This window comes from Bacillus cereus group sp. MYBK14-1 (genome assembly GCF_051916885.1).
Classification (GTDB): domain Bacteria; phylum Bacillota; class Bacilli; order Bacillales; family Bacillaceae_G; genus Bacillus_A; species Bacillus_A cereus.
This window is the reverse complement of the sequence record NZ_JBQAHM010000001.1, coordinates 785,552-800,385: the sequence shown is the minus strand read 5'-3', so window position 1 is coordinate 800,385 and position 14,834 is coordinate 785,552. Positions and strand designations below refer to the sequence as shown.

Here is a 14,834-nt window from a genome sequence, read left to right as displayed (position 1 = left end):
TAGCTTGTTTTTTATTGCGAATATTCGTACACGCATTTGAAGAAACAGTTTATAATGAAAAGTGGAAGCATGAGAAGGAGAGGGACAGAGGATGTCAATGCGTTTTACTTTTTGGATTATGGTTGGGATTGTAGCAATCTCGGGTTTGTCACAAGGAATGCTCTTACCGGCCATTGCAATGATTTTTGAACAAGAAGGGGTTAGTTCAAGTATTAATGGTATTCATGCGACGGCATTGTACATTGGGATATTAGTTATTTCGCCGTTTCTTGAAAAACCGATGCAAAGGTTTGGAATGAAGCCGATTATTGTTATAGGTGGGTTTCTCGTTATTATTTCATTATTCTTTTTTACACAAACATTTTCATTTTGGGTATGGTTTATCCTTAGATTTCTAGTTGGAGTTGGAGATCATATGCTTCATGTCGGAACACAAACATGGATCACGACAACATCAGACCCAAGTAAAATAGGGAGACAAGTATCGATATACGGTGTATTCTTCGGAATTGGTTTTGCCGTTGGTCCGTATTTAGCAAGCACTGTGCAGTACGGTCTTGCAACACCATTTATTATATCTACTATACTTTGTCTAATAGGTTGGCTTTTACTACTTCCAACAAAAAATGCATTCCCAGCGCAAGATGAAAGAGAAGTGAAGAGTGAATCATCATTTTCTCGTTATAAACAAGTTGTTGGATTAGGATGGATTGCACTGCTGGGTCCACTTGCATATGGCGTACTTGAAGCAATGCTAAACAGTAACTTACCAGTATACGCACTTCGTAAAGGGTGGTCTGTTTCAGATGTATCCTTCTTATTACCAGCATTTGCAGTTGGGGGTATTATTACACAAATTCCGCTCGGTATATTGAGTGATAAATACGGAAGGGACCGTATTTTAACGTGGACGTTTAGCATAAGTACGGGCATTTTTCTACTTGCCGCCGTATTTGATCAATATTACTGGATCGTCTTTGCCTGCATGCTTTTAGCGGGTATGGTTATTGGATCGTGCTTCTCTTTAGGGCTTGGATTTATGACTGATTTATTACCGAGACACTTACTACCAGCAGGTAATATATTATCCGGAATCGCTTTTAGTTTAGGAAGTATTATGGGACCTGTATTAGGCGGCGTATTTATAGAAAAAATACAGTATACAAGCTTTTTTATTGCGGTTATGATTATAATGGGAATTCTCGCAATGTTATATATGGTCTACATGAAAAATCAATTCGCATCAAGAAAAATAGAAAGTAGGTTAGGGCATGACAAAACAACCTAATAAAAAGAAATTTGAAGTACTTGAAAATGAAACAATTACAGACTGCTTAGCACGTATGGAACAAGAAGGCTACGCTCCGTCTCGTCGTATGGAAGAGCCAATCTTTCATGAAGTAAAGAAAGACGGCAAAACAGTAGTTGAGCCGTGCGGTAGGAAGATTGTTTTTGAAGGGAAATTGAAGTAATCCAATAACAAATTCTCTTTATAGTATAGAGCCATCCAATAGTTGGGTGGCTTGTTTTTTTATTAATCAATGAAGGAATTGAATAGAATGAATCTCTCGTTCATTTCTTCTAATTGGCTTCTTTATATGGGGCAAAAGATTGCTACTTTTTTCGTATATTGGTAAAATAAGTTCTTGGGTCTTACTTATTGTTATCGGTATAATGTTTGTCGCTTGAATGAAAGAAATTAGTTGCAAAAATTTCGCACTATGTAAAGGGGTACAGCAACGATCCCTTTTTTGGGAGGCACCTTAAACATAAAGCGAGAGAAGAGGCTATATGAACGATTCTCCTATCTTGTTTAAATATTAAACGAGTTACTGCAATTGGAACAGGTATATCAAACTAGTCGACATCCTGATGGATCATCTTTTTCTAGTAATCTATCACTTCTGATGGAATCGATAGATTGCTAGAAAGCGGAAAATAATTATTAGTATATTCCGAAGCAGGTGTAACAGAGTGTCCTTCCATAATTAAGGGTAAAACCAAAATACGTTGTTGTAAAGAATGATTTGTTAGAACTAGTTATAAGGAATAAAACAGAAAAGAGGATCACATGTTAGATACTTTACAGAGAAGTAAAAAGTTTTTTTTAGTATGTCTTATTTTTTTAGTGCTTTTAACCGCTTGTGGTAATACTGATGTTAAGACATCTAAAGCTTCATTACCACCGGCTGAATCCAATATAGATACATCATTAAAAGCACCAAATTGGGTAGATAAAAGTCCTATCCAACAGTCTCCTAATTTTACGGAAGATAAAAAAGTACAATCGGTTGTGAATTTAATAGCAACGGGTGATAATTTATATCATGACGCAGTAATTAAAGATGGCAAACAAAAAGACGGTTCATATGATTATAATTATATTTATGAAAATATCAAAAAAGCTGTTAAATCAAGTGATCTTGCTATCGTGAACCAGGAGACTCCGATTGCCGGAAATAATTTAAAAGTACAAGGATATCCGACTTTCAATACACCTGAAGAAGTAGGCCAATCTTTAGTGGACACTGGATTCAATATAGTGACGCAAGCGACAAATCACGCTATGGATATGGGTATTAAAGGTGTTGCGAATACAAGAGAATACTGGAAGAAATATCTGGATGTTATCCCGGTAGGTATTAATGAGAGTCAAAACGAGCGTAATGAAATAAAAACGATTACAAAAAATGGTATTCGTTTTGCGTTACTCAATTATACATATGGTACGAATGGAATTAAAATTCCAGCTGATAAGTCTTGGGCTTTAAATTTAATTGATAAAAAAGCGATACAAAATGATGTGGAAAAGGCGAAGAGTAGCTCTGATATGGTGATTGTTATGGTGCATTGGGGAGTAGAATATACCTCAACACCTTCAAAGCAACAAAAAGAAGTTGCTCAATATTTAACAGATTTAGGTGTAGATGTAGTAATTGGAAATCATCCACATGTAATTCAACCAATTGAGTGGAAACAAAATAAAGATGGACATGAAACGCTAATCTATTATTCTCTTGGAAATCTTATTTCTGCGCAAGAAAAACTAGAAACATTGGTTGGAGGATTATCTTATGTACAATTTGTTAAGTATGAAGATAAAACTTTTGGTATACGACAAGCGGCAATCGTACCGACAGTAACCGACTATGCTGATGGTAAGAAACAATTTAAAATTCAATTCTTAAAAGATTATTCGGATGAAAATTCTAAAAAACATGGAATTAAAAAGTTTGTCGGCCCCGTTTCTTTGAAGGATTTCAAGGAGATTCCTAGAGACGTGTTGGGAAATTGGTATAAAGACTAATAAACAAAAAGGGAATGAGATACAATTAAAAAATTTATAATTTTAGCATTGGTATTGGCAATGGGATGGAGTCTGGCTGCTTGTAGTGGAAAGCAAACATCTCAGGAAACTACTAATAATAACGATAAAAATAAAAATGAAATACATGCGAAGAAAAAAGATGTTTTACCTATCTCTGATGTTAATGATTGGAGAATTATCCTTGTAAATAGAGAGCATATGTTATCAAAGGAACTAGGAATTGAATTAACAAGTATCACCCAAAATGCGAAGCCAAATATGAAAATAGATAGTAGAATTGCAACTTCCTATCAGGATATGGTAGCAGCTGCAAAAAAAGAGGGAATCAATCTTTATTTAAGATCAGGTTATCGAGCTATAAAATTACAACAAACGTATTATGATGCTTCAGTTAAAAGCTATAAATCTCAAGGCTTGTCGGATAAAGAGGCTAGTGCTAAGGCATTGGAATATCTTCAGTATCCTGGTGCAAGTGAACATCATACTGGATTAGCGTTAGACATTATTTCAGTTGAATGGCAAAATACTGTAGAAGATTTAAATGCAAAATTTGAAACTACCGATGCATTCAAATGGTTAGATAAGAATGCTGCAGAATATGGGTTTACTCTCCGCTATCCAAAAGATAAAGAGAATATTACTGGCATTAAGTATGAGCCATGGCACTATCGTTATGTAGGAAAAGAAGTTGCTGTTTATCTAAAAGAAAAAGGGTTAACTTTAGAAGAATATAACGAAAAAATTAAGTCTGGTAAGTAAAAATATGCTTTAATTTTATTAAACATTATGCACTGCTACAGGAAAAGGTGAATCTGAGGATGTGTTAACCTTCCGCCTAGTATTGTAAAAACTGAGTATGATAATTTGAGCACGTATGAACCAGTTATCGTGTAAAAAGATGTATGTATTAAGAAATTAAAGTTAAGGATCTGATATTCATATCAGATCCTTTTTCTATTGTTCTTTTAAGCGCGACTGAGCCAAAATATTGGAATGAATATAAAAACAAAACAGCCCAAGGAATAGTAAAACGAGTCCGGGAGCCTACTCGTACGCTTCATTGGGATTATCCAGAAATAGTTGTTGATGAAATAAGAAAGAACTGGTCTTACTCTCAAGCAAGGATTTAATACGAATGAATTGGATAAAAGGTAATAATAAATACATAGTCATATTGATTAAAGTTTCACTTTATTGAAGAAAAATGCGAAAGCCATTCATAAAATATGGAAATGTTAAAATCCCTTTGATAAAATAGCAATATGTAAAAATAATTATTTGTTAATTCTTAATGCAATGAATATTCATGTTTAAATATACGGATTTAACTACATAGTTATTGTGCTAAAGGGGGAGAAAGATGTTAGATGAATTGTACAATGCTTTTTTAAATGCGTCTGGTTTTACAGAAAGTGCGAGGAAACGAGATCGGTATGATGATTTACATGATTATTTAAAAGATAAAGAAAGAGAGTTAAAGCAATTCATTCAAGAGGCTGAATCAGCGAAGAGAGATTATGAGAGTAAAAGTAATGGCTTAGAAGCTAATAAAATTCCGGCAGTTGAATTTGAACAAAAACGTCATGAAAAGGATGAAGACTTAAATACAGTATTATCCTATTTTAAAAGTGCATTAAGCGATATTGGATCTGCAAAAAGTACAGCTTATGCAAAGTATTTGGAATATAAAGCGAAAGCAGAATCGGAGAAAGCGTCAGCATACGCTGCAGCGACCAAGGCTTTTGAAGAAAAGAAAAAGGAATTTGAAAAACTTATCCATTAAGCATACAAAGAATGTGGGGGAACTAACATGAGTGGTAAAGAGGTTGAAATTATAGGAAGTAACACTGCAAGTGCCATTTCTTACGCACAAAACATTGAAAATGGTATGAAGGATTCTTTAAACCAAGCGAAAGACTTAAAAGCATATGTCACAGGTGCGAAATGGAATGGAAAAACGAGAGATGCATTTTTAAGTTATCTTGATTTGATCATTCAATATAATTCAGAAATGGTAGAGGCATTTGAAGGACATACGAAAGCTTTGAAAGAGTTAGATAAAAGCATTCAAACGTACGGAGATAAATCGGAAGTAAGGGCGATAAAACAACTGTGATGGAGAAACGAGGGATAAAAGAATGGGGAAAGAAATGAGTTTTGCACCTGCTGAATTATATGTTCTCGCAGGTGCAGCTGGGGTTACCGATATATTTGGATTGCCAAACCGTGACGCAATTATTTTACTTGATGCAGAATGTGTCACGAAAGCAACTACGAGTTTAAAAGAAAAAGGCCTACTTACAAGTGAAAATGGAATTACCCCTGCAGCTTTTCAAATAATTGAACTATTAAAGGAATATGAAAGTTGTCATGAATACACGAGAATGAATAATGTATTAATTGGCTTTTTGAAAGAGGATAAAGACCGAGTGGCTGTATTAACGGAAATAGAACCAAATAAAAAATACGAGATCGACTACATACCAAAGCCAGACGTATATTTTTCCTTATTAACACGCATCCCTTTCTTATTGAGAGAACCGAGGGAAATAGAAGATACATTTTTCTCAAAGAGAATGACAGAAGAAGAACAACAAACATTTGAGGAAAAAGATTTATCAAATAAAAACGTTATAGCGATAGAAACGTATACGAGGCCTCGAAGTAATAGAGGAGGAAAATGGGAATGTTTCTTATATTTCACTGAAGGAGAAGATTTCGTTCAAATAGATGTAGATCGTAATCGATATGACTGGGTGAGCCTCTATGCGGTTAATAAGAAATTGTATGACGTGTTAAAAATGCCATATAAAAAGTTAATTGACCCGAGACAATTCTCGTTAGGAGGTATTCAATAATGCAAGTATCAATGGGAGATAGTGGTTCTGGTGGTGGAGAAGAAGTATTAGTTAATTTTCAAGAACTACTAGATATAGTAATGAAGTTAGAAAATATATATAAAATCCATGTAGACGTCATTGGAACGAATATTGAGAGTTTATTAAGCTGTGATTTTTATCAAAAAGGTGAAGCGATGAGAGTAATTGAAAAATATCCTGATATATTACACAAAACACTAGAATTGGCTGAACACTATTCTAGGTCAGCGACAGTTGTAGGGAATGTATGTGTAGAAATGCTTGAAAAGGACGAACAATTACGTGAAATATTAAGTAAGTTGTAGAAATCACCATACGGCTGGGGGGATGAAAACGAGATGGATGTGAAATATAGACCTGAACCATGGCAAAACATGGGGGATGGTATGAATCGAATTACAAAAGATGCACTCATGAAATTACGGGAAGCAAATGAATCATTAAAAAGAATTGATGGAAGAATACGAGATTTAGACTCGGATGGTAGTATACATTTTAATCCTAAAGATCAATCGCAAAAAATCGGGGAATTACTTGATAGTTATACGACATTACAAAAATATTGCGGAGAAGCAGGGCGATTGGTGTCTGAACATATAGATAAACCTTTTTTAGTAGAAATGGATAAATTCGCTCAAAAAATGAGAGATACATCTATTCTCAGTTTTGAAACAAATAACCGAATTGGCTCTACAACAACGACAGTATTACCAGGTGCGCATGCAGGCTACGGAAGTGTACCACAAACAATACAGAAGAAGAAAGATAAAATAACAGTAGAAGATATTTTTAGAGATTCTCCTGCATTTGATAACGTACTTAGGGCAGAATACAAAGAACTAAAAAAACAAAATCCAGATGCAAAATTAAATTATGAAGAATACAAGAAAGTAGTCCCATCCACACGAGGATTTGAATACAAATCAATAGAAGATGAACAGAAAAAACTAGAAATGGTGCGAGATATAGGAATAGGCGTAGGAATCATCATCACAACAATCCTTTGTCCACCACTCGGGGCCGCTGCCGCAGTAGTATACGGCGCTGTACAAATAAAAAGCGGTATCGACGGAGAAGACTGGGGAACACACCGGAAATTGAGCCAAGAAGAGCGGGTAGGAAACATCATTTTTGGCGGATTAGATGCAATCCCAGTTGTTGGAGCAGTAGGAAAAGGAGTAAAAGCATTCAAAGGCACGAGTGAATTAGCTGATTTAGCCAAATTATTAAAATTCAAAGAAGGAATGCCTGGTTTTAATCCAAATTTGGGTAAAAATGTGGTACAATCGCTTAAGGAAAATAAGACTTTAAAAAATGCACTAGATGCTATGAAAAATACTCCTATTCCAGTAGCAGTTAGGACGGTGGATACTGGAATAGGAATGAAGCTTCCTTATATAGAATCTTCAACTGTTGGAGAAGTAGCTGGAAAGTTTTCAAAGGCAAGTACGGCAGCTAAGGATGACGCTTATCAACTTGCTAAGGGTAGTGGAGGTTCAGGAGTTAGTAAGGAAGGTAGTGTGGCTAAGGGGACGGGTAAAGAAAGTAAGATTGATATTGGTAAAACTGATATAGATGCACTAAGGAAAAAATGGAATGTTCCAGAAACTGAAACAGTGGCAGTTGGAAAAACTGATGTAAAAGGATTAGAAGATTTGAATTTTGAAGGAGGATCGCCGAAAGTACGAAAAGAAGCTGGATTACCTGATTTAGATGAAGTAATGCCTGACAGGAATATTAAAGCCCCAGGGACTAACCCATTGTTCACTAGGCATGCAGAGGAAGGGGTTCTGAATGAATTTGATTCAGCAGTAATAAAGGCAGGTATAAAACCAGAAGATGTAACAGGAATATTAAAACTTCATCAATCGAATCCTTCAGGTGTATGTAGAAAGTGTTATCAAGGATTAGCGAACGATAAAGTTCCGCCTGGTGTGTTAAAGCAATTAAGTTTAAAATATCCTAATCTAAAAATCGAAGTAACATCGGAAACCGATGAAAGCATTAAAGTAACTGGTAGGCTTAATCTAATGATTAAAAATGGAAAGTATATTGATTAGTTGGAGGTTAATTATGGCTAATACTAACTTTAGTAGTTTAACAGAAGATGGTAAAGTAATATTTTTTCTTGGACTTTCAGAAAAAGTTTTGTCGGTATTTTCTCAAAAGGAAGATCAAATTTTAGCCCAGGAAGTTATATTTAAATGTTGGGAATGGCTAAAAGGTAAAGAAAATATAGGGGATATTCTTTATGAATTATTAGATAATGAGGAAAATGGTATAACAATAATTCAAGAGATGTCAGATAATGAAACAGATGTCATAGCTTGGAACTGTGTTATTGATGCAGTTGCTTATACTAGTAGAAAAGCATTTGAAAGAGAAGGTGTCAAATATTATCCAGAACCAATTGCTTTAGTTGATGATACATTAGTAGACCATTTTATGGATTGTTTCGCGAAATGTATAGAGAATTCAGATAGTTATATTCAGAGAATAAATTTTTTATTGGATGATTATAAGAATGGGAATATTGCGAGTGATTTGCGGACAGAAGTTTTAAGGGAATTACAAATACAAAATTAACTATTACTCTATTATTTTATGAATTTTTTTTGATTAGAGTTATCAAATTAGAAAAGGATGTTTGCAGTTTAGAGTTGCAAGAATTCCTATTATGCATAGAAAAAGCACTTGATTTCCTTTTAGGTAACAAGTGCTTTTGTTTTCTTATAAAGTATTTATGTCTGAACGATTAAAAATGCTTACTTGAAATTCAAAACTCATGATGGTTGTACCATCAAGACATATTGTTCTAATACAGGTTTTGTGAGAAAAGTATGATAAATAGGCGAGATGACACTTTACTGGTTCACGAATATAAACACATGGAATGGATATAAAACTAACGAACTCGTACAAACTCGTAAGTTTTAACGTAGTAGTTGTTACCACATATAAAAGGTGGAAGAGAAATTATGCTAAGGGATAAAATCAAAAATGATATATATTTTAACGAATTTATCGATTATGAGGAAAAGAGAATAGAAAAGTTTTTAATATTGGTTGAAAAGGTTATTGAGGAAAGAGGCAAAGATGATAAAGGTGTAAAGAATGGATATATAGCATTACAAGGGTATCATTTTAATAAATTAAGGGCAATGTACTCGGCAGGTTGTTCTATTCAAACTATTCGTGATTTTTTACCTGAAGTAATAAATATAATGGAAAAAGTGTGGAATAAAGAAAGTGGATATATACGTATGTTATGGATGATATCTATAGCAGTAATGCTAAATGTTGAAGATAAAGAATTTAATAGACTAATAGCAATGGTAAGGAAAGAAGGATTAAATGATTATTTAATTAATTATTTTATTGCTTTTAGAAATAGTGAGCCATCAGATTTTTATGAGCAGAGAGAGTTTTATGTAAAATATCCATATGTAAAATTAAAAGAAGTAATTGAGAGTAATAAAATTTCACAAGAGAATTCTATAAAAAATTTAGTGGAATATATAAAGGAATATTGGTATAAGGGACATTCAGAAGAAGCATGGTACGATGCACATGAAAATAAACATGACATTTATAGTGGTTACTGGAGTTTTGAAAGTGGAGCAATCGCTAAAATTTTAAAATTAGATGACTCAACCTTGAAAGATAGTTCATATTACCCTTATGATATGGTGCATTGCCAAGAAAAATAAATGTTAGAATCCACAGTGATAAACTTTTATACTGTGGATTTTTTAAATTTGTGTTTCAGTACCTACTGAGGGTACGGGTGAAGTTGGAAAAGGAATTCTGATTTACTTGATAATACTGGTAGATTTAAAGATGCTGAGTTGCAATCTAAGTATGATGTATATTGTGAAAGGAAATATAAGAATAGTGAAGCGCCTAAAGAGCCACTGGAGTGGAAAGAAGCAAGTGAAAAATGGGCATCACTTAAAGAGCAGGGGCAAGAATTTTCTGATGAAAGTTTTAATCTATTTTCACAACAGTATGAAAACGCTGAACGAGAAATAACCATTGTTACACATGAAGGGACTAAGGTAAGAGTTGACGCAATTGCATCTGATGAATATGGGAATGTTATTATACAAGAATATAAAAGTTCCGCTACTGCTCCCTATACTACTAATCAAGAAAAGGGATTCCCTGAATTGAAGAATTCTGGTGGAAAGGTCGTAGGTGAAGGAAAGGGAGATTTTTCAGGGGGATACGAAGTGCCTAGTGGAACAAGACCACAAATTGTTCGTCCTGAAGGGACAACTTATTTTGATGAATAAATGAGGTGAGAGATAAGTGTCAATATTAGACAAAAATAAAATAGATGGAATTGGCAAGAGTATGGGTGAAAATAAGTTAGCATTAATGATTGCAGATCATTTAGATTGGGAAAATGAACTTCAGCACTTAACATTGTTACAAGATAAAATTAATGCCTATGTATCTTTTATTGAAAGTGGGCAAATCTATAGTGTTTATCCGGATGCTAAGTTAGTAGATGGCTTTATATTCGATTTAAGATTTAAATATAAACCAACTGAAAATTGTAATAAATTATTGGAGGTTTTTAGGAAGAATACTCAAGATTTGAGGATTGAGTTTAAAATATATGAATCTTAGGTAGTTTGAATTGGAGATGTAATATGAAAGCAAATAAAGCATTTGAGCGCGTATGTAATCTAATATCTGAAAAGTATTTAGATAATGGCTGGAAATATTCTAAGTCTGGTCATTGGATGAGTAAAAAAGATAAAAATTTCATTTATAAGGTACTCTTTTATACAAGTTGGAATAATATATCTGATAAAAATGTAGTATTTTATGGTGAATGCGCAATTCTTCCTTTAAAATCTAAAGATAAAATATTTCATATTAATACACGTCAGTGCAATGTACCAAGCGGTCAGTTATATTGGAACATAGCAAATGAGGAAGAGTGGGAGCGGACAGTTAACGAATTCACTAATTGGTTAAATAGTGTATTTATGCCAATTGTAGAAAGGTGTACGAATGATTTGAACAACTTTGTAAAAGAGGTTGTTGAAAGGGGTTTTTATCCTCAAAAGGGTTATATGGTAGATATTAATTTTATATTAACGCACGGGTCGCGTGAATTGGCAGAGGAAGCTATCAAAAGATACTATTCCAGTTTGGAAGAGTCAATAAAAAAAGAATTTAAAGATAACTATGAAAGTATGGTGTGTGGTAATAAAGCAGTTAGTGCATATGGTAATAATATGATGAGAAATTACACCAATTTTAGAACTATCATAGATAATAAAATAATTGTTACTTTATAGTACATCAAATGGTTTGACTTAGTAAGCGATAATTGGTAACCCAATTATCGCTTTTGGTTTTAAATAAGGGTACGGGTGAAGTTTCTAATAGTAGTGAAAAATTAAGTAGAATAGAATACTTGCGTAATAAATATGGTCGATTTACTCCACGCAAATTAAATCATAGAATTAATTTGCGTGGTGCTGTAGAAAAAGAGGTTGAAAGATTAAATACATTAGGGCTAACCAAAAACGAAATGGGTCCAGCGGTTGCAGGAACATTTGATAAAAATACTGGAAAATATTATTTTGGAATTAACAATACTGACGGTGATATTCCAGTTACATTGCACACAATTATTAGGGATCGGATAGAGAACATGCCTAGTAGCGTTAGAGATGGTTATAAATTTACGTATGGAGCAGGTTCCCACGCAGAGGTATACTCCTTGAATCAGGCATTACTTGCGAATCCCAACGCACAGCCAACAGATTTTATTACCCACGTCGTAAGATCTGGTAAGAAATTGAAACCGGCTGGTATGATGATGCCAACCTATCCACATTGTAATTTTATTACTGAAGGATTTGAATTTAGTTCAGAGGTGAGAAAAATTGGAAAATAAGATGGATGTATTAAGTAAAGAATATGTATTAGAACAGGGTATAGATTTTGATGAGGAACTATGGTTTACCTCTTACAGCGATGAAGTGCTGGATAACCCAGAAGATGAAGGTGGAAAACCTTTTACTGGATTAGCTTATGAGTTATATGAAAATGGGAATCTAGCGTATTACTGTTATTATAAGAATGGTTTTAAAGAAGGTAATTATGTTAAATTTCACCATAATGGGAAAGTTAAATCTATAGATTACATGATAAAAGGACAAACAAGAGGTATAAGAAAAATTTGGTATGAAAGCGAAGAACTCAAATATGAAGGAACGTTTAAGTTTGGCGTTTGTTTAAAATATACTGAATGGGATAAACAAGGGAATATAATTAGGCAAAAAGTTGCTCCAACAAAAGAGGAATTAAGACTAATTACCCGATTAGCTGATTGTGATGATAATGAATAATTTTGATGAAAAGAAATTAATACAAGAGTTTTCAAAAATCCAAAGTGAATTATCACCTAGAATTAAATTAGAAAATAATTTTCAAATAGAAGAGATACAATTTATCGCAGGGGTAGATTTGGCTTATTGGAATGTGAATAAAACTAAGTATGGTACATGTTGTATTGTAATCATTGATTATGGTACAAAGGAAGTTGTCGAAAAAGTATACAGTTATGGAGAAATACCAATCCCGTATATTCCAGGTTTCCTTGCATTTAGAGAGTTACCTTTAATAATAGAGGCAGTTAAAAAGCTAACAAAGCAACCAGATATATATATTTTTGATGGTAATGGATATTTACATTATCGTCACATGGGTATTGCTACTCATGCTTCCTTTCTGCTAAATAAACCAACCATTGGTGTAGCAAAAAGTTATCTTAAAATTCGAGATGTAGATTTTATTATGCCAGAGAATCTAAAAGGATCTTACACTGATATTGTAATAAATAATGAAGTCTATGGTCGAACTTTAAGAACGACCAAAAATGTTAAACCTATTTTTGTTTCTTGTGGGAACTGGATTGATTTAGATACAAGTACTGAAATTGTTATGAACTGTATTAATAATGAAAGTCGTTTACCTATTCCTGTTAGATTAGCAGATTTAGAAACACATAAAATGAGGAAGAAGTTAATAGGAGAATAAAACAATGTATTCTATATTTATTAAGCAATAACTACAAGTAGAATGCATTTATATAAACTTGTAAGTTTTACCTAGTATTTGTCACAACATGTAAGGCTATCGAACTGTTACTAAAAAACTTTCAAATTTAATACTACTTAAAAATATATAAATTTAAAGCACTTGATTGTCTACGAAAGGCAACAAGTGCTTTTTTAATAGATAAGCATGCTATAAAATTTTAAAAATTATTTTTGTGAATTAAGGCTAACCCAAATTACTGGTATTATATAATTGGAAATACATTAGCAAAAGGTGCGGACTCCATATCCCCAATCTTTAAAGGTGTAGAAATACTGCCAGATGGAAGTGTCGTTAGAACTGGAACGAACTATAGCGGGAAATTCCAAGAAGCCCATGATGCCTCAAAGGCGAGTATTCAGAATAGGATCTCGAATTTGGAGAGTCCGGATCTACAATTCGATTTTATTAGAGTTGAAACAGATATAAAGAATACTGATACTGGATTCGGTGTTGATGAGTTAAAGGTAAAGGACTGGAATAAGAAAATAGATTAATTCATAGGGAGGATACAATGATAAACCAAAAAAAGTTAGAAATGGCTTTTAAAAAATATAGCAAAAATTTTGTGGATGGAATCAAATTTGAAGATGTGAAAGATAAATATAATGTCAGTAGAAGAAAGATTGAGAAAATCGTTGAGCAAAATGAAACAGAGAAAGATCACATCCTACTAATAAATTTAAGCAAAATTTTCTCATATCACTTGTCACTATGGAAAAACGATGTATTGATAAGCGGTGGAAACAATGTAGAAGGATTAAAGAACATGCAGAAAGTCTTATTTTACCAGTGCATGGGACAAGATCTTTATAAAATCAGATATCCAAAGATGATTTTGGGGTATACGTTTAGAGAAGTCGTCCTCACATTAGTTCATTTTGCAATGTATGGATGGGAGAAAGAAGAAAATATATTATATGATTTTATGGTTCATCACTTCGGTGGACATTTAATAGATGCTAATGAAGAGAATAGACATATTTGGTTTTTGCTAGAGCTATACTCGCAGTATAGAAATAAAACCATCATGGGGACAAATGAAAAATTGCATCTAGTCGTGAAAAATAAGTTTAAAGAAGCTGAACTGCGATGCGATTTAATCCCTGAAGACCTAAATATATATGATGAAGTGTTAGGACGTTGGTCGACTCGTGACTTAGAAGAAATAGAATATCTAATTTCGATAATGTCTCAGTATCATTCTGCGTTAGCTTCTGAAATCGGACAGCTAGGTGAATTTGGTGATTTCAGATACGGATTTTATCCTTTTGAAATATTATTTTTAATCCATGTAAGGAAACAACTAGGGTTGCCAGTACCTACTCAAATCGATAATTTTCTGATGAATACTTCAGAAGCTAGAATGGTATTTGGGGAACATGAGTCATATCCTGAATGGGATCCCGTACTTCAGATGATTGATCAATTTTATCGTGAAAACTATCCGGAATATATTCCTAACAAGCATGGAGAATTATTTCAATAAAAGGGAGGAAGCT

18 protein-coding genes and 1 pseudogene are annotated in these 14,834 nt (G+C 33.4%); all 19 read left to right on the top strand.

Features of this window, described 5'->3' with window-relative positions:
- The first annotated feature begins 91 nt into the window (after positions 1 to 91).
- Positions 92 to 1,288 carry an MFS transporter gene (locus ACTFR3_RS04050; RefSeq protein ID WP_000062798.1) on the top strand — a complete coding sequence of 399 codons (1,197 nt, stop codon included), beginning with the start codon at positions 92 to 94 and terminating at the stop codon, positions 1,286 to 1,288.
- Positions 1,272 to 1,472, top strand: coding sequence for an NETI motif-containing protein (locus ACTFR3_RS04045; protein WP_000166303.1), 201 nt, complete (start codon positions 1,272 to 1,274; stop codon positions 1,470 to 1,472). Before ACTFR3_RS04050 ends, ACTFR3_RS04045 begins: the two co-directional genes overlap by 17 nt.
- Positions 1,473 to 2,071: 599 nt before the next feature.
- Positions 2,072 to 3,307 carry a CapA family protein gene (locus ACTFR3_RS04040; protein WP_400154768.1) on the top strand — a complete coding sequence of 412 codons (1,236 nt, stop codon included), beginning with the start codon at positions 2,072 to 2,074 and terminating at the stop codon, positions 3,305 to 3,307.
- A gap of 48 nt (positions 3,308 to 3,355) precedes the next feature.
- Positions 3,356 to 4,087 (top strand): M15 family metallopeptidase, encoded by a 732-nt coding sequence (locus ACTFR3_RS04035; RefSeq protein WP_000241995.1) that lies wholly within the window; start codon positions 3,356 to 3,358, stop codon positions 4,085 to 4,087.
- Positions 4,088 to 4,688: 601 nt separating this feature from the next.
- On the top strand, positions 4,689 to 5,111 hold the full coding sequence (locus tag ACTFR3_RS04030; RefSeq protein ID WP_061457482.1) for a hypothetical protein: 423 nt from the start codon (positions 4,689 to 4,691) through the stop codon (positions 5,109 to 5,111).
- 27 nt (positions 5,112 to 5,138) lie between these two features.
- Positions 5,139 to 5,444: a WXG100 family type VII secretion target gene (locus tag ACTFR3_RS04025; RefSeq protein ID WP_000014535.1), complete on the top strand. Its 306-nt coding sequence runs from the start codon at positions 5,139 to 5,141 to the stop codon at positions 5,442 to 5,444.
- Between the two features lie 22 nt (positions 5,445 to 5,466).
- Positions 5,467 to 6,186 carry a DUF5081 family protein gene (locus ACTFR3_RS04020; protein WP_000514125.1) on the top strand — a complete coding sequence of 240 codons (720 nt, stop codon included), beginning with the start codon at positions 5,467 to 5,469 and terminating at the stop codon, positions 6,184 to 6,186.
- Positions 6,186 to 6,512 carry a hypothetical protein gene (locus ACTFR3_RS04015; RefSeq protein WP_001198201.1) on the top strand — a complete coding sequence of 109 codons (327 nt, stop codon included), beginning with the start codon at positions 6,186 to 6,188 and terminating at the stop codon, positions 6,510 to 6,512. Before ACTFR3_RS04020 ends, ACTFR3_RS04015 begins: the two co-directional genes overlap by 1 nt.
- 33 nt (positions 6,513 to 6,545) lie before the next feature.
- Positions 6,546 to 8,267, top strand: coding sequence for a hypothetical protein (locus ACTFR3_RS04010; protein ID WP_431819151.1), 1,722 nt, complete (start codon positions 6,546 to 6,548; stop codon positions 8,265 to 8,267).
- A 13-nt stretch (positions 8,268 to 8,280) separates the two neighbouring features.
- A complete protein-coding gene (locus ACTFR3_RS04005) occupies positions 8,281 to 8,793 on the top strand; it encodes an Imm6 family immunity protein (RefSeq protein ID WP_078384807.1) in 513 nt (170 codons plus the stop codon).
- Positions 8,794 to 9,185: 392 nt separating this feature from the next.
- A complete protein-coding gene (locus ACTFR3_RS04000) occupies positions 9,186 to 9,917 on the top strand; it encodes a PoNe immunity protein domain-containing protein (protein ID WP_400154443.1) in 732 nt (243 codons plus the stop codon).
- Between the two features lie 138 nt (positions 9,918 to 10,055).
- A complete protein-coding gene (locus ACTFR3_RS03995; protein ID WP_033659867.1) occupies positions 10,056 to 10,502 on the top strand; it encodes a hypothetical protein in 447 nt (148 codons plus the stop codon).
- 16 nt (positions 10,503 to 10,518) lie between these two features.
- Positions 10,519 to 10,842: a DUF6572 domain-containing protein gene (locus tag ACTFR3_RS03990; RefSeq protein ID WP_000025256.1), complete on the top strand. Its 324-nt coding sequence runs from the start codon at positions 10,519 to 10,521 to the stop codon at positions 10,840 to 10,842.
- 23 nt (positions 10,843 to 10,865) lie between these two features.
- The gene (locus ACTFR3_RS03985) at positions 10,866 to 11,522 is read left to right on the top strand and encodes a hypothetical protein (protein ID WP_326038433.1); all 657 of its coding nucleotides are present in this window, start codon (positions 10,866 to 10,868) and stop codon (positions 11,520 to 11,522) included.
- Between the two features lie 119 nt (positions 11,523 to 11,641).
- The gene (locus ACTFR3_RS03980; RefSeq protein ID WP_025708740.1) at positions 11,642 to 12,127 is read left to right on the top strand and encodes a YwqJ-related putative deaminase; all 486 of its coding nucleotides are present in this window, start codon (positions 11,642 to 11,644) and stop codon (positions 12,125 to 12,127) included.
- Between the two features lies 1 nt (position 12,128).
- Positions 12,129 to 12,581, top strand: a complete 453-nt coding sequence (locus tag ACTFR3_RS03975) for a toxin-antitoxin system YwqK family antitoxin (protein WP_050595094.1) — start codon at positions 12,129 to 12,131, stop codon at positions 12,579 to 12,581.
- On the top strand, positions 12,574 to 13,272 hold the full coding sequence (locus ACTFR3_RS03970; protein ID WP_400154444.1) for an endonuclease V: 699 nt from the start codon (positions 12,574 to 12,576) through the stop codon (positions 13,270 to 13,272). Before ACTFR3_RS03975 ends, ACTFR3_RS03970 begins: the two co-directional genes overlap by 8 nt.
- 239 nt (positions 13,273 to 13,511) lie before the next feature.
- Positions 13,512 to 13,718: pseudogene (locus ACTFR3_RS03965) on the top strand (hypothetical protein); the annotation flags it as partial.
- A gap of 128 nt (positions 13,719 to 13,846) precedes the next feature.
- Positions 13,847 to 14,821, top strand: a complete 975-nt coding sequence (locus tag ACTFR3_RS03960) for a hypothetical protein (RefSeq protein ID WP_000609922.1) — start codon at positions 13,847 to 13,849, stop codon at positions 14,819 to 14,821.
- The last annotated feature ends 13 nt before the right edge of the window (positions 14,822 to 14,834 follow it).